Here is a 19128-nt window from a genome sequence, read left to right as displayed (position 1 = left end):
TCAGACGTCACAGGGAGTCGAGCAATTTCCATGCCGGGCTTTGGGCAGGCGAAAAAAAGGGGGGATTGCGTCAATCCCCCCTCGGGTCATCGACCCAGTTTGGTGCACCGGCTGCCGAATCAGCCCCTTTTGATGGCAAAGCTGTTCACGTAGTCCTCGGGGGTGGCGGGATCGAAGGTCTTGCCCATGATGGTGTACGACTCGTAAGTCTTGTCCGGCACCGGGTAACCCAGCTCCTTCATCATCTTGCCGGCATCCGCCGCCAGATAGACCTCCTCGGCGATCTTGCGGTAGTCGATGTCGCCTTCCACATAGCCCCAGCGTTTCATCTGGGTGAGGATCCACACCGCCATGGAGTGCCAGGGGAAGGGGTCGAAGTCGATGCGGTCGGGGTCGTTCTTGACGTTGCCAAGGCCGTCGGCGTAACGCCCCGTGAGCACCTGCTCGATGACCGGCACCGGCTGGTTGAGGAAATTCTTGGGCGCGATGGCGGCGGAGATCTCCTTGCGATTCTCGTGCTTGGAGGAATAGGCCGTGGCATCCACGATGGACTTCAGCAGGGCCGCGTAGGTGTTCGGCAGGGTGGTGGCGAACTCCTTGGAGCAGGCGAAGGCGCAGCAGGGGTGGCCGGCCCAGATGTCCTTGGTGAGGATGTGGATGAAGCCCACCTTCTCCCACACCGCGCGTTGGTTGAAGGGGTCCGGGCTGAGGTAGCCGTCCAGGTTGCCGGCCCGCAGGTTGGCCACCATCTCCGGCGGCGGCACCACGCGGATCTGGATGTCCTGGTCCGGGTCGATGCCATGCTCGGCCACGTAGTAGCGCAACAGGAAGTTGTGCATGGAATAGTCGAAGGGTACGCCGAACTTGAAGCCCTTCCACTGCTTGGGGTCCCGCTTGTCCTTGTGCTTGACGTGCAGCACGATGGCCTGGCCGTTGATGTTCTCCACCGCCGGCATGATGAAGGGCTCGGCGGTGGAGCCGGCGCCCATGGAGATGGCGAGCGGCATAGGGGTGAGCATGTGGCTGGCGTCGTATTCCTTGTTCAGGGACTTGTCCCGGGCCACCGCCCAGCCGGCGGTCTTGATGACATCCACGTCCAGGCCGTATTTCTCGTAGAAGCCCATGGGCTTGGCCATGATGATGGGCGTGGCGCAGGTGATGGGCACGAAGCCCACCTTGAGCTTGGTCTTCTCGGGCTTGCCCATGCTCTCCTTGACCGCCGCCTTCACCTTGTCCATGGGCAGCATGGTGCCGAGGATAGCGGCCAGGGTGCCACCGCCCACGGTGCTGAGGAAGCCGCGCCGGCTCATGTCGTCGTGGCCGAATACGCCGCGCACGATGGCGCTCTCGATGGCGCGGTCCATGACGTCATCAGCCGACTCCAGCTGGTCGCCGCGGACGGGGGCGGGCATGGCTGCCTGGGTGCCGGTGGCGATGGTGCCCTCGAACACCGCCCGCTCCAGGCGTTCGGTGAGCTCCGTCTCACTGCATTCGTAGCGGGCCTCGGCCTGCTCGCGCTGAAACACGCAGATGGGGCAGTTGCAGCCCGGCCCGTGGGTCAGGTCGGAGTTCTCGTCGTAGGGGTTGCCTAGGCTCTTGTAGGACATGGGTCGTCTCTCTCCTGCTGTGGTGGCCTGCTGTGATGGCCTGCTGAGATGGAAGTCCGAAACCGCCGGCCGCCATTTCTGGCACGTATCCTGCGATACCACCGCGGGTGGCCGCCGTAGCCCCATTTACGGTGCTCGCCGACGCCGTGGGCGCCCCAATCTGGGCGCCCGGCGCACTCCGGCGGTGCAACGCCTCGACTGGAGCGACATTGCGGCGGCGGCCTCATGGCGCCGCTTTTGTCAAAGGCCAGAGCAGTATCCGTGCCAATTGGGCGTGATCTCTCTAACACATTGAAAATACGAATGAAATGGCTGCAGGAGCAAGAATGGTGGAGAGTCGGGAATATCGTGATCCACGAACCTTCGTAGCATCGCCTACGAAGGTTCGTGACGGTAAACCAATGGCCATCCCCGTGGCCCCCGGGGCGCGCGGATGACGTCCGCCCTATGCCTGACCGAGGCGGACCCTGCGGACCGGTATGGGGGAGCCGGGACGGCGCTCGCAGGCGGGCCGGAGATAGTGGTGGATCCGGTGGACGACCGGGTGATCGAGGCCAACGGGGCGGCGCGGCAGTGGCTGGACTGGGGGGCGGAGGACATCACGGGGCTGCGGGTGAGCTGGATGAACGGTGAGGCCGGCAAGGCGCGGCTGTGCATCGCGACCCCGCCTTCCCGAGGTGCGGCCGGAGCGCCCCCCGGTGCCGGCGTAGGGGAGGCCGGTTTCCGGCTGTTCGCATACGCTGCCGTGGTCTTCAAGCAGGGTCCGCGCAGCCTGCTGCGGCTGCGCCTGGACGAGGTGGACCGTCCCCAACGCGGGCGGTCCGCGGCGGGGACGCCCAGCGGCGCCGGGGGCGATTTCCACGACATCGTCGGCACCAGCGCGGCCGTGCATCATGTCCTCAAGCAGGTGGAACTGGTGGCCCCCACCGGGGCCACGGTGCTCATCAGCGGCGAGTCGGGCACCGGCAAGGAACTCATCGCGCACGCCATCCACCGGGCCGGCGAGCGCCGTGACGGGCCGCTGGTGCGGGTCAACTGTGCCGCCGTGCCCCGGGACCTCTTCGAGAGCGAGTTCTTCGGCCACGTCAGAGGCGCCTACACCGGCGCCGTGAAGGACCGCGTCGGGCGCTTCGAGTTGGCCCACGGCGGCACCCTGTTTCTGGACGAGGTGGGGGAGATCCCCCTGGAGATGCAGGGCAAGCTGCTGCGGGTGCTTCAGGCCGGTGAGTTCGAGCGCGTGGGGGAGGGCGCCACCCGGGCCGTGGACGTGCGGGTGGTGGCCGCCACCAACCGCAATCTGCAGGAGGCGGTGGCGGCTCGGGAGTTTCGGGAGGACCTGTACTACCGCCTGAACGTCTTCCCCATCGAGTCCATTCCATTGCGTGAACGGCCCGAGGACATCCCCCTGCTGGCCAGCCATTTCCTGCTGCGAGCCAGCCGGCGCCTCAACGTGCCCCACGTGCGCCTGACCGGGGATGACATCGCGCGGCTTCAGGCTTACTCCTGGCCCGGCAACGTGCGCGAGCTGGAGAACGTGATGGAGCGCGGCGTGATCGCCTCCGTGGCGGGCCGTCTCACCCTCCACCTGCCGGACGAGCCCGCCACAGCCAACGGGCCCGCCATCGCCGCCGCAACACCGATCACAACCCCCGCCGAGCCCGACCTCATGGGCGAGACCGAGCGCCGCCGCCGCGACCGCGAGATGATCCTGCGGGCCTTGGAGAAGACCGGCGGCAAGGTGTTCGGCGCCGGCGGCGCCGCCGAACTCCTGGGCGTCAAGCCCACCACCCTGGCCTCACGCATGAAGCGCATGGGAATCGAGAAGCCTCCAAAGCCATAATCTGAGCAGGTAGGTCGGCTGCTTTTGGCCGCCGACGGCGCTGCGGCGGACCGACAGGCTGAGGCCGCCGCCGGCCTCGCGGATGTCCAGGACCTCGAGGTTATAACCGCAGGCCTGTCAGGTTGATGGCCGTGGCGGGTGCTTCCATGCTCGGGTCATGAAAAGTCTCGAGGAGTTGGTGTTCGACAACGGCTACGCACGCCTGGCGGAGTCATTCTATTCCCGGGTGGAGCCCACCCCCCTGGCCAACCCTTATCTGGTGGCCTTCAATCGGCGGGCCGCGGAACTCATCGATCTGGACCCCGCCGAGGCGGCCCGCCCCGAGTTCGTGGATTACTTTGCCGGTGCCCGTCCGCTGCCCGGGTCCGCGCCCGTGGCCATGCTCTACTCGGGCCATCAGTTCGGACACTACGTGCCCCGCCTCGGCGACGGCCGCGCCATCCTGCTGGGGCAGGTGCGCAACCGCCGCGGCGAATCCTGGGACCTGCACCTGAAGGGCGCCGGGCTTACCGCCTACTCCCGGGACGGCGACGGGCGAGCGGTGCTGCGCTCGACGGTGCGGGAGTACCTGTGCAGCGAGGCCATGCACGGTCTGGGGATCCCCACCACCCGCGCCCTGTGCATGGTGGGCAGCGACGAGGAGGTGTACCGGGAGCGCGTGGAGAAGGGTGCCATGCTGTTGCGCCTCGCCCCCAGCCACGTGCGCTTCGGCTCCTTCGAGGTGCTCTACTACGGCAACCGCTTCGATGATCTGAAGGTGCTGGCGGACCACGTCATGGCGGATCATTTTCCCGCCCTGCAGGAGGCCGCTCATCCCTATCTCGCCTTCCTCGACGAGGTGGTGGCGCGCACCGCCCGGCTGGTGGCCCGGTGGCAGCAGGTGGGTTTCGCCCACGGCGTCATGAATACCGACAACATGTCGGTGCTGGGACTCACCATGGACTACGGCCCCTTCGGTTTCTTGGACGCTTACGATCCCGATTTCATCTGCAACCACTCGGACCACCGCGGTCGCTACGCCTTCAACCGCCAGCCCCGGGTGGCCCTGTGGAACCTGAGCTGTTTCGCCCAGGCCTTGCTGCCCCTGCTGGAGCCCCGGGACGGCGAGGCCGCGGCAGCCATGGCCCGCGAGTCCCTGGCGGCCTTCGAGCCCGAACTGGCCACGGCCTATGCCGCCGGTATGCGTTCCAAGCTCGGGCTCTTCGAGGCGCGCGAAGGCGACAACGAGTTGGTGGATCGCCTGCTGGAGCTGATGGCCGGGAGCCGCGTGGACTATACCCGCTGCTTCCGCGACCTGGCCCCCGGGGATGGCGTAGACGGTGGCGCGCCCCGGTTGCGGGATCGCTTCCACGACCGCGCCGCCTTCGATGCCTGGGCGGCGGACTATGACGCGCGGATGGCCGCCGAGGGCGTGGATCCGGCCGCCCGCCGTACTGCCATGAACCGGGTGAATCCTGAATACATCCTGCGCAACCACCTGGCCCAGCAGGCCATCGAACGGGCCGAGGCGGGCGACCATGGTTTTCTCGAGGACCTGGTGGAGGTGCTGCACAGTCCCTTCGATGAGCACCCGGCCCGGTCGGCCTGGGCGGAGCCGCCGCCGCAGGGGGCGCCGGAGATCGTGGTGAGCTGTTCTTCGTGAGTCCGGTGGCTGCGGTCCGGCGAGACCCGGAGGGGTGACGCGGTGGAGAGTCAGGGCCATTACAGGGCGATAAGCCCTTGGAACTCCGGGGACCTCCTGTGCTAGTTTCTCACCGGCCCCCGGCCCCCCAACCGTCATAGAGTCATGCAGCCAACGTTGAGCGACAAACCCGGAAGACACGAACGCCACCTGCGTCGCAGGATGGGCAACGCCCTGTTCGACGAGCCCGTGGCGGCGGATGCCCACGACGAGTTGCGGGAGGCCCAGCGCCGGGATCAGGAGGAGCGGGCGGCCTTTCAGAAAGAACTCCAGGCCGCCGTCCAGGAGGCGGTGGATCTCGACGCCAATGTGGACAGCGATACCATCCTCGACCTCAAGCAGCGTCTCGAGCGCCTGTACGAGACCGCCGCGGGCCTGGCCGGGGACCAGCAGGCCAACAAGGCGGCGGTGCGGCGGCTGGTGGATGTCATCACCCGCACCATCCGCAATGCCGCCGCGGGGGATGCTACCGCCACCCAGGAGCTGGACCAGGAGGAGGCGGCACGCCGGGTCCATTACGGGCTGCTGGAGTTTCCCATCGTGGCGGATCTGCTGCACCCGGATACGGTGATCCGTTCCCGCGAGCTGCTGCCCACCCTGTTGAGCGAGAGTGCCGAGGCCCTGGACGCCGCCCTCAACGTGTTCGACGCCGTCCAGGTGGCCCAGCTCTCCACCGATGGGCGGCGTCTGCTGGTGGCGCGGGATCCCAACTACGACCTGTTCCCGGCGGCCTGGCAGCGGCTCGCCCAGATGGAGGACCGTCTGGCCGATCTGTCGCCGGTGCACTGAGCCGCCGCCCCGAACCCCTGCGCGACACGCGCCGTGGATATTCTCACCCAGGGCCTGCTGGGGGCCGTCAGCGCCCAGGCCGGGGCGCGCCGCGAGGAGGTGCGGGTGGCGGCGGGGGTGGGCTTCGGCGCCGCCCTGCTGGCGGATGCGGACGCCCTCATCCGCTCCTCGTCGGACCCGCTGCTCTATCTCGAGTATCACCGCCACTTCACCCACTCCCTGTTCTTCGTGCCCGCCGGTGCCCTGGTGGCCGCCGTCGTGTTGTGGCCCCTGTTGCGTCGCCGCCTGGCCTTCGCGCGCCTGTATCTGTTTGCCCTCCTGGGTTTCGCCCTGGCGGGGTTCCTGGATGTCTGTACCAGCTACGGTACCCACTGGCTGTGGCCCCTGGTGGAGCGGCGCCTGGCCCTCAACATCATCTCCATCGTGGATCCCGTGTTCTCCCTGATCCTCATCACGGCCCTGGTGCTGGCCCTGCGCCGGTACGCGGTGCGGGCCGCGCGGTTGGGGCTGGTCCTGGCGGCCGGCTACCTGCTGCTCGGGGTGGTACAGCACGAACGGGCCGCCGCCGCGGCGGCGGAGCTGGCGGCCACCCGCGGCCATGAGGTGGAGCGGGGGCTGGTCAAGCCCACCCTGGGGAACCTGGTGCTGTGGCGCTCGGTATATGAGGCCGCCGGTCGTTTCCATGTGGATGCGGTGCGGGTGGGGGTGACGGGTACGCGTATCTATGAGGGGGAGAGCGTCGCCGTATTCACGCCCGGCACGGACGCGACGCTGGTGCCGCCCGATTCCGTCCAGGGCGAAGACATCCGGCGCTTCGCCCGCTTCTCCGAGGGTTACCTCTTTCTGGACCCCACGCGTGCCCATGGGGTGGGGGATGCGCGCTACGCCATGCTGCCCGACCGGCTCGATCCCCTGTGGGGGATCCGGCTCGACCCGGAGGCCCCCCATCGTCATGCCGACTACGAGGTCTATCGAGCCATGAGCGCGGCCGATCGCCAGCGCTTCGTCGACATGCTGCTGGGCCGCGGGGTGGATTGAGTCGCGAGGGGTTCCTCGGCTAGCTCCCGGTGTCGCACACCGGCAGGTCGAACAGGCGGGCGGCGTTGTCGCAGGCGATGGCCTTCGCCGCGCCCCGGGGGAGGTCATCGAGCCAGGATCGGGTCTTTTCGACGATACTCCCGAAGCTCTCCCAGCGCCCCACGCTGTAGGTGTCCACGCCCACCATGAAGCGGTCCTCATACTCCAGCAGCAACACCTGCCACGCGGTGCCCATGCCGCCCTGGGCGCCCAGGCGGTCGTCGCGGGTGGAGAGGTCGATGTGAAGGCCGGGATAGCGTTCCAGGTAGTCCTTCAGCAACGGCGGGTAGGGGTAGCGCCCGGCGTGGGCCCAGATCACCGTGGCGTCGGGCTGGCGCGAGAACAGGGCATCGATGACCGCGGGGTCGCAGTGCATCTGCAGCACCAGCCCTCGCTCGGCGGCCATGTCCACGATGCGCCCGAATACCGGGCTGCGGCGATGCTCCGCGAATATGTGGAGTTCGCCGATGCCGGCCCACGGGCCGTCATCCAGTCGCTTTTCGACGCGGCCGGGGAGGTCCTCGTCCTGGTGCCAGTTCTCCTTGTCGTCGCGGTCCTGATAGATACCGAGGAAGGGGACTATAAGTTCGGGCGCCGCCTCGTGCAGGGCCAGCGCCGTGTCGGGTGGCCGGCTCGTCACGACGGCCGCGGCGATGCCACCGCGGTCGAGGATCCCCAAGGCGGTCTCGGGTGGCACCACGGTCTGGTGGTCGGCATCGTAATGGAGGTGGACGTCGAAGATGGGCAGGGGATCCGCCCGCGGACCGTCCCACGGCAGCCCCAGGGCCATGAGCACGAGCCCCAGTCGCGCCAGGTGGGGCCAGGGGCGGAGCCGGTGGGGGGTGGGGCGTTCCCGGCGCGGTATAGGTCGCGGTGTCGGGCCCGCGGGTATGGTTGTCGTCATGGCGGCGGCCTCCTGATGGCAGTGTAGTCATTGGGGGTTCATGGTCGCGGGCAGGGGGCGACGCCTCCCATGGATTTTTCAATAAAACATGGGAGATAGTCTCCGTCAATGCCTTCCATCCCGCCGTCCCGGGCGCTAGCTTATGGCCTCGGACCCACCATCGACGGACCCCCGAAATGTCCAAACCCCGCATCGCCATCACCTACTGTGCCCAGTGCCGCTTCGTCCTGCGGGCCACGTGGCTGACCCAGGAACTGCTCATGACCTTCGGCGAGGACCTCGGCGAGGTGGCCCTCATCCCCGCCGGCGGCGGCATCTTCGAGGTGCATCTGGGGGATGACCTCCTGTGGTCCAAGAAGGCCCAGGGGCGCTTTCCCGACAGCAAGGAACTCAAGCAACTGGTGCGCGACCGGGTGTGGCCCGAGCGCGATCTCGGTCATTCCGACCGCTGATGACATGACGCGGCCCGCCCCCGAGCCCCGGCTGGAGGCCTGGCTGGGCGTGATGGCGGAGCCGCCCGACGCGCAGCCCACCCGGCTGCGGCAGGCCGTGGCGCTGGTGGAGGCCAACCATCCGGGCGCGGGCCTTGAGCGAGCCCTGGCGGTGGCGCGCATGGTCCACGACCTCGGCCTCGATGGCGACGCCGTCGTGGCCACCGTGCTGCACGCCGGGACCGGCGCCGCCGGGTGGCCGGATGACGAACTACTGCGGGAGCGCTTCGGCGACGGCGTGGTACGCCTGCTGACCGGCCTCGGGCGCATGGACGTGCTGCCGGAGCAGCCCGTGGCGGACGATGCCGGGCATCGCGACGGCCTGCAGGCGGAGGGCCTGCGCAAGATGCTGCTGGCCATGGTCGAAGACGTACGCGTGGTGGTCATCAAGCTGGCGGACCGCGTCCACAGCCTGCGTACCCTGCGCGAGCGGCCGCCCGCGGAACAGGTGGCCTTCGCCCGCCAGACCATGGATCTGTTCGCGCCGCTGGCCAATCGCCTCGGTATCTGGCAGCTGAAGTGGGAGCTGGAGGACCTGTCGCTACGGGTGCTGGAGCCCGAGGCCTACCGCGATATCGCGGCGCGCCTGAAGGAGCGGCGGGTCGACCGCGAGGGCTACCTGGCCGATTTCACCGCCACCCTGGAGGTGGCCCTGGCCCGCGACGGCATCGCGGCGGAGGTCAGCGGCAGGCCGAAGCACATCTTCAGCATCTGGAAGAAGATGCGGGATAAAGATGTTGATTTCGAACGGATCCTGGATGTGCGGGCGGCGCGTATCCTGGTGGATGATATCGCGGACTGCTACCGCGCCCTGGGGGTCGTGCACGGCCTGTGGCCCCACATCCCCGGGGAGTTCGACGACTATGTCGCCACCCCCAAGAAGAACGGTTACCGGTCCATCCACACCGCCGTCATCGGGCCCGCCGGCAAGGTGGTGGAGGTGCAGATCCGGACCCGGGAGATGCACCGGCACAACGAGTTCGGGGTGGCCGCCCACTGGCGCTACAAGGAGGGAGTGCGGGCCGATCTGGGCATGGAGGCCCGGATCCTGTGGTTGCGTCAATTGTTGGAGTGGAAGGACGAGGCGGCGGATGCCACGGATCTGCTGGACCGTTTCCACGACGAGGTCTTCGAGGACCGCGTCTACGTGTTCACACCGGCGGGACGGGTGGTGGACCTGCCCCGGGGCGCGACGCCGGTGGACTTCGCCTACGCCGTCCACAGCGAGGTGGGCCACCACTGCCGCGGCGCCAAAGTGGACGGTCGCATGGTGCCCCTGACCCGGCCGCTTGAGAGCGGCCAGCAGGTGGAGATCCTCACCGCCCGCCACGGTGGGCCGAGCCGTGACTGGCTCAGCCCCCACCTCGGCTACGTCCATACGCGACGCGCCCGCGGCCACATCCAGCGCTGGTTCAAGCAGCAGGACTTCGACAAGAACCTGGCCGCAGGGCGCTCCATTCTGGAGCGTGAACTCCAGCGCCTGGGCCAAACCAGGATGGCTTACGATGCCCTGGCACGACTCTGCGGTTATGCGCAGGTGGATGATTTCCTCGCCGCCCTCGGTGCCGGCGATCTCAAGGCCACCCAACTGGCGGGGCGACTGCAGCCCGCCGAGCCCCCGACTACCGCGCCGCGCCGCCGCGAGGTGCCGGAGCCCCGCGGGCGCGGCCTTCGGATCCAGGGGGTCGGCAACCTGTTGACCCGCTTGGCGAGCTGCTGCATGCCCCTGCCCGGCGACGCCATCGCGGGCTACATCACCCGCGGCCAGGGCGTCACCATCCACCGCCGGGACTGCCCGAACCTGCGGCGCTTCGCGGCGAGCCGTTTCGAACGGGTGGTGGAGGTGGAGTGGGGCCCGGAGGAGGCCGAGACCCACCCGGTGGACGTGGAGCTGGTCGCCCTGGACCGGCGGGAGCTGCTGCACGATGTTACCCGCGTCCTCGCCGACGCCCGCGTCAACGTCCTGGGCGTGAACTCCCGCAGCGATCGAGAGGCGCACCGCGCCTACATCGGCCTGACCCTGGAGATCGGGGGCGTGAAGGACCTGGAGCGGGTGCTGGGGCGCCTGGCCCGGGTGTCCAACGTCCTCGACGTGCGTCGCGTGGCGCGCTGAGCGCTACCGCCGCCGGCGGGGCCCGCAGGAGGCGCCGGAGAAAACCGGCATTTCCGCATGGCTCGTCAGCAGAATTCGTGGGTGTAGAGAAGGAAAATTGCCTCTCGCCAAGAGCGCCAAGAACAGCAAATATTCCTCTCACGGAGGCACAGAGGCACGGAGATTTTTTATTCATATCAGGGTCACCACGCCCACCACCGCGCCGGTGAGACAGGTGGCCAGGGTGCCCGCCACCACGGCCTTGAAACCCAGGCCGACGATCTCGGTGCGGCGTTGCGGCGCCATGGTGGCGAGGCCGCCGATCATGATGCCGAGGCTGCCGAAGTTGGCGAAGCCGCACAGGGCATAGGTCATGATGAGGGTGCTGCGTTCGCCGAGGGCGCCGGCGGGCAGTTCCGCCAGGGCGGCGTAGGCCAACAGCTCGTTGAGGACGGTCTTGATGCCCATGAGGCTGCCTGCGGTGACGGCCTCGTTCCAGGGTATGCCCATGAGCCACACCACCGGGGCCATCAGGAATCCCAGCAGCGCCTGCAGGCTCGGGAGGCTCAGCCCGCCGAGCAACAGGTTCACCAGGCTCACCAGGGCCACCAGCACTATCAGCATGGCGACGATGTTGAGCAGCAGTTCCAGTCCCGCCAGGGTGCCCCGGGTGATGGCGTCCATGGGGCCTGCGGCGGGATCGGGGTCCGCCATGTCGCCGGGAGTGGCGGTACCGGCGTCGGGCACCATGAGGCGGGCCACGGTAATGGCGGCAGGGGCCGAGATGATGGAGGCCGTGAGGATGTGGGCCATGGCATCCGGCAGGATGGGTGCGAGCACCGAGGCGTAGAGCACCATCACGGTACCCGCGATGGTGGCCATGCCGCAGGTCATGAGGGCGAACAGCTCGGCTCGGGTCAAGCGGGCGATGTACGGACGCACCAGCAGGGGGGCCTCCACCATGCCGACGAACACGTTGGCGGCGGCCCCCACACCCAGGGCACCGCCCACGTTGAGGGTACGCCGCAGGGCAAAGGCGAACAGGCTCACCAGCGCCGGCAGGATGCGCCAGTGGAACAGCAGGGCCGACAGGGCCGACAGCACCAGCACCAGGGGCAGGGCCTGGAAGGCGAGGATGAAGCTGCTGGCGCCGGGCCGCTCCTCGAAGGGCGGTTCACCGCCGCCGAGGTAGCCGAACACGAAGGCGGTGCCGTCCCGGGTCGCGGCCTGGAGGGCCAGCATGAGTTCGTTGAGGGCGACGAACAGGCCCTGCAGTAAGGGGACCTTCAACAACACCAGGGCCAGGACGAATTGCACGGCCAGGCCGGCGGCGGGGACACGCCACACGAAGGCGTCGCGGCGCTCGCTCGCGGCCCACGCCATCAAAGGCAGGATGATGATGCCCGCCAGGGACTGCAGTCCGGGAACGGCCTGGGCGGCTAGGGCTGCCGTGGCGTCCAGGACATGGCCTCGCGGGTCGGGAGAGAGTGGGAGCGGGGTGAGGCGGCCGGGAGCACCGGACCCCGGGGTGGCGGGTCATGCCGGGGCCGGTGCTCGGGCGGCTACTGCTTCTGCTGCAGGTCCACCATCTTCTGGAGCAGTTTCTCGATGTTGGCGAGATGGTCTTCCATGGCCTCCAGGCGTTTTTCCATGGCCTGGGGGCCCATGCCCTGGCCCATACCCTGGCCCATGCCCCGTCCCATCATGGGGCCGTCACCCTGACCGCGGCCCATCATCGGGCGGGGGCCGTGGCCCATCATGCCGCGGGGCGGGGACATGGTGGTCTCATAGGGTGAGTCCTGGGGACCGGTCATGTCTCCCATGGGACCCTGGCGGCCATACATCATGGGCCCCGGGCGGCCCGGGTACTGGCCGTACATGGGCCCCGGATACCTGCCCTGGCCCCCCATGGGGCCCATACCGGGGCCTGACATCTGGCGCCTGTCGCCCGGCTTCATGCCATGCATCTTCTTCTTGTGGTCGCATTTCTTGCCCGACCTGGCCATGTTCTCCGGGGCCATGTTCTCCGGGGCCTTGCTCTCGGGTGCCACGCTCATGGACGCTGCGCTTTCGGACTCGGCCGCGGCGTCCTGGACCGCTTCCTCGGCGACGGCGGTCATGGCGGAACAGGTCAGGGCACCGATGGCCAGCAGTGAAGTCAGTTTCATGGATATTCCTCTTTGTTGGTGGGTGTACGTTGCCGCGCCATCATGTGCGGTGGGAAAAAACTGCGGCCCGGCAACGCTCCCGTCCCATGGTAGGGAGCCTCACGGCAGCGAGCAAGGGCAATGGCCCGCGGCGGGTCGCTTATGCCTCCATGGCGACGGGCTCAGGAACGGCAGTGCCCTGGGAGAGCCGGTAGCCTCGATCGGCCGCCGCCACGAGGGCAGGACGGTGGGTCACGGCGACGATGGTGAGCTCGCCCTGCAGGTGGCTGAGGGCATGGCAGATGCGGGCCTCGCTGTCGGCATCGAGGGCGCTGGTGGCCTCGTCGAGGATCAGCAGTCGCGGCCGGTGCACCAGGGCCCGGGCGATGGCGATACGCTGGCGCTGGCCGCCGGACATGCGATCACCGCGTTCTCCCACCACCGTGTCCAGTCCCTCGGGCAGGGCCGAGACGAAATCCCAGGCCCCGGCCTGGCGCAACGCCCACTCCGCATCATCCCGGGTCAGATGAGGGTGACCCACGGTGATGTTGTGATACACGGTCTCGTGAAACAACACCGTGTCCTGGGGCACGTAGCCGATGAGGTGCCGCCACGCCCTGCGGTCCAACTCGACCAGGGGGATGCCGTCCACCCGGATGACGCCTCGTTGCGGCTCGGCGAGGGCGCACAGGAGATTGAGCAGGGTGCTCTTGCCGGCCCCCGAGGGGCCGGTGAGGGTGGTGAAGCTGCCGGCGGGGAACACCATGTCCAGACCTCGCAATACCGTTTCCTCGCCGTAGCCGAACCACACATCGTCGAGGTGGATGTCCCGGCACAGTCGCGGGGGAGTGGTACCGGTGACCCCCTCCGCGGCGGCGCGGGCCTGGGCAATGGTGTCCTGCAGGGCGTGATAGGCACTGACCTGGATCACATACTGCTGATAGCGGCGCTGCATGCGGTTCACCAGGGTCAGGATCCGCACCAGCACGAAGGCCAGCATCATCACCGCCGGCAGGGTGAGACCCAGGTGTTCCAGGGCGACATAGAGGCCGAGGGCCACGAACGCCGCCAGCATGGGCTCCTGCAGCGCCCGCAGGCCCTCCTTGCTGATGACCTCCCGGCGCATGGCGCGATTGAGCTGGGCGGTGTCCCGGCGCAGCAGGGCGTCGGCGGCGTGGTCGCGGCCCATGGCCTTCAAGGGTTTGATGCCGCCCAGGACGTCCGTGAGATAGCCTAGCAGGGAGCGCAGCAGCAGGGTCTGGCTGTGGCCGGCGCGCCGGGCCGCCCGCACCAGGCGGTAGAGCACCGTCACCATGAATAACCCTAGCACCAGGGATGCCACGGTGGCCTGCCAGGACACCATCAAGGCCAGGGCCACGTAGACCATCACCTGGATGGCGAGAGCGAAGACCGTGGCGCCGTACTGGAAGCCGGTGGCGGCGCGATAGGCCTCGGTGGCCAGGGAGTTGGCGAGGGCACCGCCGGACTGCTGGATGAAATAGGACCAGCGGCTGGCCAGCAGGGCGTCGATGAGTTCGAGGCGCAGATCCGTGGCCACCTGGGCCACCGTGTAGCCCACCTGGCGGTTGGCGATGAGCAACAGCAGGCTCTTGATCACCATACCCAGTACGATGACCATGAGCATGGCACCGATGGTGGGGGTGATACCCAGGGCCGTGAGGGTATCGGTGACGTACAGGGCGATGCCACTGGGGGCGGCGTCCTGGTCCACCGCCGTTCCGAGCAGGGGCAGCAGGGTGGACAGGCCGAGACCCTCGGCCACGCCGGCGAGCAGCATGGCCAGTAGTATCAGCAGGCTGCGGCGCGGATGGGCGCGGACGAGGTCGATCATCATGCCCATGGCCGTTCGGGCTCCGTAGAGGTGGGGGTGGAATGACGGCGTCGCAAAACGGGGGTGGCCGCTCGCCAACTCAGGACTATGCCCGACGGCCTCGGGCGGATGCCGGTAAGGCGCGGGCCGGGAGTGACTCCGGCGACCCCTCCATCATCCGCCGCGCGAGGGCGGGGTCCTGGTCACCGTGACGCCGCCAGGCGGTCATGGATGAGTGGTGGTCGCGGCCCCCTCGAGCACCTGACCCAGGGTCGCGAAGGCATCGCCGATGGCGTCGATCTGGGCCGTGGTGTGGGCGGCGCTGACGCTGCAACGCACCAGGGGTTGGGTCCCGGGCGTCGCCGGCGGCAGCATCAGATTGACGTAGACGCCGTGGGCCAGCAGCCCTTGCCACAGAGAGAGGGCCTGGGCCGTGTCGTCCAGGGTCACCGCCACCACCGGGCCGGGCTCGGGGCCTACGGCATAGCCCAGGGCTTCGAGCCGGTCATACAGGCGCCCGGCGTTGTCCCACAGGCGCCGCCGCAGTTCCGGGCGGGTCTGCAGGACCGCCAGGGCGGCCCGCACGGCACCGATGACGGCGGGTGCGGGGGAGGCGGTGAATATATAGGGGCGGCTGACATAACGGATGAGGTCGAGCTCGGCGTGGTCGCTGGCGCAGAAGCCGCCGATGCTGCCCAGGGACTTGCTGAAAGTGCCCACCACGAAGTCGGTGTCCGCCATCACACCCGCCGCCTCCACCGCACCCCGTCCGCGGGCCCCGAGTACGCCGAGGGAATGGGCCTCGTCCACCATGAGCATCACGCCGTGGGCGCGCTTGACGGCAGCGATCTCCCCCAAAGGGGCCCGGTCGCCGAGCATGCTGTAGAGCCCCTCCACCACCACCAGGGTCTGCTCGCGGCGCTTACCGAGCCGTTCCAGGCGCCGGTCCAGGCCCGCCACATCGTTGTGACGGAAACGCATGACGTCGGCCCCCGACAGGCGGCAGCCGTCGTAGATGCTGGCATGGCAGTCGGCGTCCAGCAGCACCACATCGCCGGGACCGGCGAGGCCGGAGATCATGCCCAGGTTGGCCTGGTAGCCGGTGGAGAAGACGATGGCGGAGCGCATTTCGTAGAACGCCGCCAATTCCAGCTCCAGGGCCTTGTGACCCGTATAGCTGCCGTTGGCCATGCGCGAGCCGGTGGTGCCGGTGCCGTCACGTTCCAGGGCCTCCCGGGCCGCGGCGATGCACGCGTCGTCGAAGGTGATGCCCAGGTAATTGTTGGTACCCGCCAGGATCACTCGCCGGCCCTGGATGCGGGCCTCCGTGGGCGAGTAGAGTTCCTCGATGGCGGTAGCGAAGGGATCGATGCCGGTGGCCGCCAGGCGGTCACGCTCGGCGGCGACACGCCCCAGTTTGGTGAGCAGGGCCATTCAGTCTGTCTCACCGTAGTGCACGATGAGTCGTGCCAGATCCCCCATGGTGCGTACGTCGGCGAGGCTGTTCAGGGGGATGGAGACATCGAACTCGTCTTCTATCTCCAGCACCAGGTCCAGGACCTTGACGGAGTCCAGGCGCAGCTCATCGATGAGATCCGTATCCTCGTCGATGGCCACGTCATGGTCCGCCAGCTGTCGCAACAGGGCCGTCAGGCGCGTCTTGAGCTGGGGATGTGCTTCCATGGCTCAGGTGAGGGCGGCCATGTCGCCGCGCAGACTGTCCAACAGGGTGATGCGCGGGGACCAGCCCACGGCCTGGGTGAGGTGCGTGTTGTCGCAGCGCCAGTCGGGATGGCGCAACTCCCGTACCTTGCCGGGCGTGAGCATGGGGTCGTAGCCCAGCAGCCGTGCCAGACCCAGGTTGACCCATGCGGCGCCGCGCAGCAGCCCTGACGGAATGGGCAGGCGGCGCACCGGCCGGCGCCAGGCGGTGGCGGCGATGGCCGTCAGATCGGCCCAGCCGTAACCATCGGGGGTGCCGTCGTGGAGCTCGAAGCGCCCTCGGGGCGGCGTGTCCGCCCGCGCCCAGCACAGGATGGCCTCCACCAGGTCTTTTACATGGATCAGGGTGATGCGGGCCGCCGGATCTCCCGGTACGGGGAGCAGGCCGCGGCGCATGGCCTTGAATAGGCCGAGCATCTCCCGATCGCCGGGGCCGTAGACCGCCGTGGGACGCAGGATGGTCCAGGGCATGGCGTCGCCGTGGAGCAGCAGCAGTTCCTCGGCCCGGCGCTTGCTGGCGGCATACCAGGACAGCTTGGGCTGGCGTGCCGCCAGGGACGACAGCAACAGGAACCGCGGCCAGGTGGGTTGCTCGGTCGCCGCGCTCACGAGATTCTCGGTGCCTTCGGCGTTGACGTGGTCGAACTGGGCGGCAGTGCGGCCACGCACCCGCCCGGCACAGTGCACCACCGCCTGAGCGCCCTGCACCAAGTCGTGCAACGCGTCACGATCGTCCAGATCCCCCGTCACCCACTCCACCCCATGGTCCCCGGGTGGTGGGGGGTGGCGGATCAACGCCCGCACCGACCAGCCGTCCTCCAGCAGGGCAGTCATCAGATGGGAGCCGATGAACCCGGTGGTTCCTGTGATGGCGATGGTGCGTGACATCCCCGCTTCAGGCGGCGCCGGCGGCGGATTCAACCGTCTGGGGCAGGATGCTGGTGGGGGCATCGCCGCGCTGCACCCGTTGCAGATAATCCTTGCGCGCGGCGGATCGGGACAGCTTGCCGGAGGAGGTGCGCGGCAGGGTCTGGGGGGGGACGAGATCCACCTCGCAGTGCACGCCGCTGTGCTCGTAGACCAAATGCTGAATGCGCTTTACCAGGGCGGCCCGTTCGTCGGGGGCCTGGGTGCGGCACTGCAGCACCAATACCACCTGGTCGCCGCCATCGGGTCCGGGCACGGCGAAGGCGGAGGCGTCACCGGAGCGGGTCTCGAGGCGGGTCTCCATCAGGTATTCCAGATCCTGGGGCAGGATGTTGCGGCCGTTCACGATGATCAGATCCTTGCGCCGGCCGGTGATGACCAAATGCCCCTTCACCATGCATCCCAGGTCCCCGGTATCCAGCCAGCCGTCGGGGTGGAGGGCTTCACGGGTGGCCTCAGGGGCGCGGAAATAGCCCTGCATCAGGCTGGGTCCGCTGACGGTGACCCGCCCGATGTGGTGGTCCGGCATGGGTTGGTCGTCGTCGTCCCGAATGACCACCTCGTGCTCATGGAGCACGTGCCCGCAGTCCACCAGTTCCAGGGTCCGCGCGCCGGCCTTGCGGGGTGATACCACCATGGCCTCATCGGTGAGGGCATCCGCGTCCACCGTCATGGCCTCGATGCCGTGGCCCAGGGGTGCGAAGGCGACCGCCAGGGAGGCCTCGGCGAGGCCGTAGGCCGCCACGAAGGCGCGGGCGTCGAAACCCGCCGGCGCGAGCTGGGCGGCGAACTCCGCCAGCACCGCCGGCCGGATCATCTCCGCCCCCACGCCCGCGACTCGCCAGCAGGAGAGGTCCAGGCCTTCCAGTTGGGAGCCGCGCACGCGGCGGCGGCACAGGTCATAGCCGAAGGGCGGGCCGAAGGCGATGGTGCAGCGGTTGGCGCTGATGATCTTGAGCCATTGCAGGGGCCTGACACCGAAGTCCCGGGGCTTCAGGAAATCCACCGACATGAGGGCCACCACCGGCGTCAGCAGGAAGCCCACGAGCCCCATGTCATGGTAGAAGGGCAGCCATGAGGCACAACGGTCGCTGGGGGTGATGCGCAGGCCATGCTCGATGGTACCCCGCAGATTGCTCAACACCGCACGCTCGGTGATCACAGCACCCTGGGAAAAGCGGGTGCTGCCGGAGGTGAACTGCATGTAGGCCACGTCGTCCGGTCCCTGCGCCGGCAGGGGACCCGGGTCCTCCGCCACGGTCGCCAGCTCCGCGGGGCTGTAGCTGGCGACGTCCGGCAGTTCCGCCAGGGCCTCTGCCACGAAGCCCTCGACCCCGGAGCCCGCCACCACCAGGGCGGCGTCGCAGGCCCGCACCAGGCCCCGCAACTGCTCCACGTAGGCGCGGTGGCTGCCCAGGTGCGCCGGCATGGGCAGGGCCACCGGTACCAGACCCGCATAGCGGCAACCGAAGAAGATGATCGGAAAGGCCGCCTCCGTATCCAGGGCGATGGCCACGCGGTCGCCGGGCACGAGACCGAGGGTGCGCAGGCGCCGCGCCGTGGTCTCGGCCAGCTGCTTGAGTTCACCATAGGGCAGGACCTCCCGCAGCCGGCCGCGCGCATCGTAGAAGTTGTAGCCCTTGTCGCCGCCGGCGGCATGGTTCAAGGCCTCCACGAGGGTCGCGGACCCGTCTGGACGCGGCATGAGGCCGTCTTCAGTGGGCGTGGGGGATGCCATCAAAGGTTCTGTCCTCCTGGTCAATGCTGGATTACCTGGCAAAATAAATGCCAAGCTTTGAAATCTGCGGCGGCCGCCGGCCACTGAAGGGATTGCCAGCCATACACCACGCCGCGGCGCACCGAATAATCGATATAATCGATGCACTCACGGTCGTTGCGAGGGCGTTTAAGTCGTCAGTACGCAAAGCCTTGCTTGCGTATGTCATGGGCGCGATCCGGACCTCCCTTACACCTAATTTTATTATCATGTCGCCATAAGTTCATAATGTTGCCATATTCG

14 protein-coding genes and 1 pseudogene are annotated in these 19128 nt (G+C 68.3%); 6 read left to right on the top strand and 9 right to left on the bottom strand.

What is annotated here, in order from left to right:
* Positions 1 to 119: 119 nt before the first annotated feature.
* A complete protein-coding gene (locus U5S82_23790; protein ID MDZ7754588.1) occupies positions 120 to 1607 on the bottom strand; it encodes a CmpA/NrtA family ABC transporter substrate-binding protein in 1488 nt (495 codons plus the stop codon).
* Between the two features lie 865 nt (positions 1608 to 2472).
* Here U5S82_23790 and U5S82_23785 point away from each other — a divergent pair.
* The 4 genes and pseudogenes from U5S82_23785 (at position 2473) to U5S82_23770 (ending at position 6955) form a co-directional block, all read left to right on the top strand.
* A pseudogene (locus U5S82_23785) lies at positions 2473 to 3447 on the top strand (sigma 54-interacting transcriptional regulator).
* A gap of 157 nt (positions 3448 to 3604) precedes the next feature.
* A complete protein-coding gene (locus U5S82_23780) occupies positions 3605 to 5089 on the top strand; it encodes a YdiU family protein (GenBank protein MDZ7754587.1) in 1485 nt (494 codons plus the stop codon).
* A gap of 156 nt (positions 5090 to 5245) precedes the next feature.
* Positions 5246 to 5917, top strand: coding sequence for a hypothetical protein (locus U5S82_23775; GenBank protein ID MDZ7754586.1), 672 nt, complete (start codon positions 5246 to 5248; stop codon positions 5915 to 5917).
* Between the two features lie 33 nt (positions 5918 to 5950).
* A complete protein-coding gene (locus tag U5S82_23770) occupies positions 5951 to 6955 on the top strand; it encodes a metal-dependent hydrolase (protein ID MDZ7754585.1) in 1005 nt (334 codons plus the stop codon).
* Positions 6956 to 6974: 19 nt separating this feature from the next.
* Here U5S82_23770 and U5S82_23765 read toward each other — a convergent pair whose 3' ends face one another.
* The gene (locus U5S82_23765; GenBank protein MDZ7754584.1) at positions 6975 to 7898 is read right to left on the bottom strand and encodes an amidohydrolase family protein; all 924 of its coding nucleotides are present in this window, start codon (positions 7896 to 7898) and stop codon (positions 6975 to 6977) included.
* Positions 7899 to 8074: 176 nt separating this feature from the next.
* On the opposite strand from U5S82_23765, the gene U5S82_23760 reads away from it, so the two are divergent.
* Positions 8075 to 8350 (top strand): SelT/SelW/SelH family protein, encoded by a 276-nt coding sequence (locus tag U5S82_23760; GenBank protein ID MDZ7754583.1) that lies wholly within the window; start codon positions 8075 to 8077, stop codon positions 8348 to 8350.
* A 4-nt stretch (positions 8351 to 8354) separates the two neighbouring features.
* On the top strand, positions 8355 to 10502 hold the full coding sequence (locus tag U5S82_23755) for a bifunctional (p)ppGpp synthetase/guanosine-3',5'-bis(diphosphate) 3'-pyrophosphohydrolase (protein ID MDZ7754582.1): 2148 nt from the start codon (positions 8355 to 8357) through the stop codon (positions 10500 to 10502).
* Positions 10503 to 10673: 171 nt separating this feature from the next.
* On the opposite strand, the gene U5S82_23750 is transcribed toward U5S82_23755, so the two are convergent.
* The 7 genes from U5S82_23750 to U5S82_23720 form a co-directional block, all read right to left on the bottom strand.
* The gene (locus U5S82_23750) at positions 10674 to 11942 is read right to left on the bottom strand and encodes a nucleoside transporter C-terminal domain-containing protein (GenBank protein ID MDZ7754581.1); all 1269 of its coding nucleotides are present in this window, start codon (positions 11940 to 11942) and stop codon (positions 10674 to 10676) included.
* A gap of 101 nt (positions 11943 to 12043) precedes the next feature.
* Positions 12044 to 12649: a hypothetical protein gene (locus U5S82_23745; GenBank protein ID MDZ7754580.1), complete on the bottom strand. Its 606-nt coding sequence runs from the start codon at positions 12647 to 12649 to the stop codon at positions 12044 to 12046.
* Positions 12650 to 12788: 139 nt separating this feature from the next.
* Positions 12789 to 14489, bottom strand: a complete 1701-nt coding sequence (locus U5S82_23740; protein MDZ7754579.1) for an ABC transporter ATP-binding protein — start codon at positions 14487 to 14489, stop codon at positions 12789 to 12791.
* A gap of 195 nt (positions 14490 to 14684) precedes the next feature.
* On the bottom strand, positions 14685 to 15893 hold the full coding sequence (locus tag U5S82_23735; GenBank protein ID MDZ7754578.1) for an aminotransferase class I/II-fold pyridoxal phosphate-dependent enzyme: 1209 nt from the start codon (positions 15891 to 15893) through the stop codon (positions 14685 to 14687).
* Positions 15894 to 16142, bottom strand: a complete 249-nt coding sequence (locus tag U5S82_23730; GenBank protein MDZ7754577.1) for an acyl carrier protein — start codon at positions 16140 to 16142, stop codon at positions 15894 to 15896.
* Positions 16143 to 16145: 3 nt separating this feature from the next.
* Entirely contained in the window at positions 16146 to 17069 is a 924-nt protein-coding gene (locus U5S82_23725; protein ID MDZ7754576.1) for an NAD-dependent epimerase/dehydratase family protein, read from the bottom strand.
* A gap of 7 nt (positions 17070 to 17076) precedes the next feature.
* Complete coding sequence (locus tag U5S82_23720; GenBank protein ID MDZ7754575.1) at positions 17077 to 18846, bottom strand: fatty acyl-AMP ligase; 1770 nt, start codon at positions 18844 to 18846, stop codon at positions 17077 to 17079.
* Positions 18847 to 19128: the final 282 nt, after the last annotated feature.

It is taken from the genome of Gammaproteobacteria bacterium (assembly GCA_034522055.1).
Taxonomy (GTDB): domain Bacteria; phylum Pseudomonadota; class Gammaproteobacteria; order JAABTG01; family JAABTG01; genus JAABTG01.
The sequence above is the reverse complement of the archived record's forward strand: the minus strand, read 5'-3'. Positions and strand labels throughout refer to the sequence as shown.

What these genes read in the sequence shown, in the direction of transcription:
- U5S82_23725 (MDZ7754576.1), bottom strand. Translation starts at nt 17,069, where the DNA reads ATGTCACGCACCATCGCCATCACAGGAACCACCGGGTTCATCGGCTCC.
- U5S82_23765 (MDZ7754584.1), bottom strand. Translation starts at nt 7,898, where the DNA reads ATGACGACAACCATACCCGCGGGCCCGACACCGCGACCTATACCGCGC.
- U5S82_23760 (MDZ7754583.1), top strand. Translation starts at nt 8,075, where the DNA reads ATGTCCAAACCCCGCATCGCCATCACCTACTGTGCCCAGTGCCGCTTC.
- U5S82_23740 (MDZ7754579.1), bottom strand. Translation starts at nt 14,489, where the DNA reads ATGGGCATGATGATCGACCTCGTCCGCGCCCATCCGCGCCGCAGCCTG.
- U5S82_23790 (MDZ7754588.1), bottom strand. Translation starts at nt 1,607, where the DNA reads ATGTCCTACAAGAGCCTAGGCAACCCCTACGACGAGAACTCCGACCTG.
- U5S82_23730 (MDZ7754577.1), bottom strand. Translation starts at nt 16,142, where the DNA reads ATGGAAGCACATCCCCAGCTCAAGACGCGCCTGACGGCCCTGTTGCGA.
- U5S82_23735 (MDZ7754578.1), bottom strand. Translation starts at nt 15,893, where the DNA reads ATGGCCCTGCTCACCAAACTGGGGCGTGTCGCCGCCGAGCGTGACCGC.
- U5S82_23755 (MDZ7754582.1), top strand. Translation starts at nt 8,355, where the DNA reads ATGACGCGGCCCGCCCCCGAGCCCCGGCTGGAGGCCTGGCTGGGCGTG.
- U5S82_23780 (MDZ7754587.1), top strand. Translation starts at nt 3,605, where the DNA reads ATGAAAAGTCTCGAGGAGTTGGTGTTCGACAACGGCTACGCACGCCTG.
- U5S82_23720 (MDZ7754575.1), bottom strand. Translation starts at nt 18,846, where the DNA reads ATGGCATCCCCCACGCCCACTGAAGACGGCCTCATGCCGCGTCCAGAC.
- U5S82_23745 (MDZ7754580.1), bottom strand. Translation starts at nt 12,649, where the DNA reads ATGAAACTGACTTCACTGCTGGCCATCGGTGCCCTGACCTGTTCCGCC.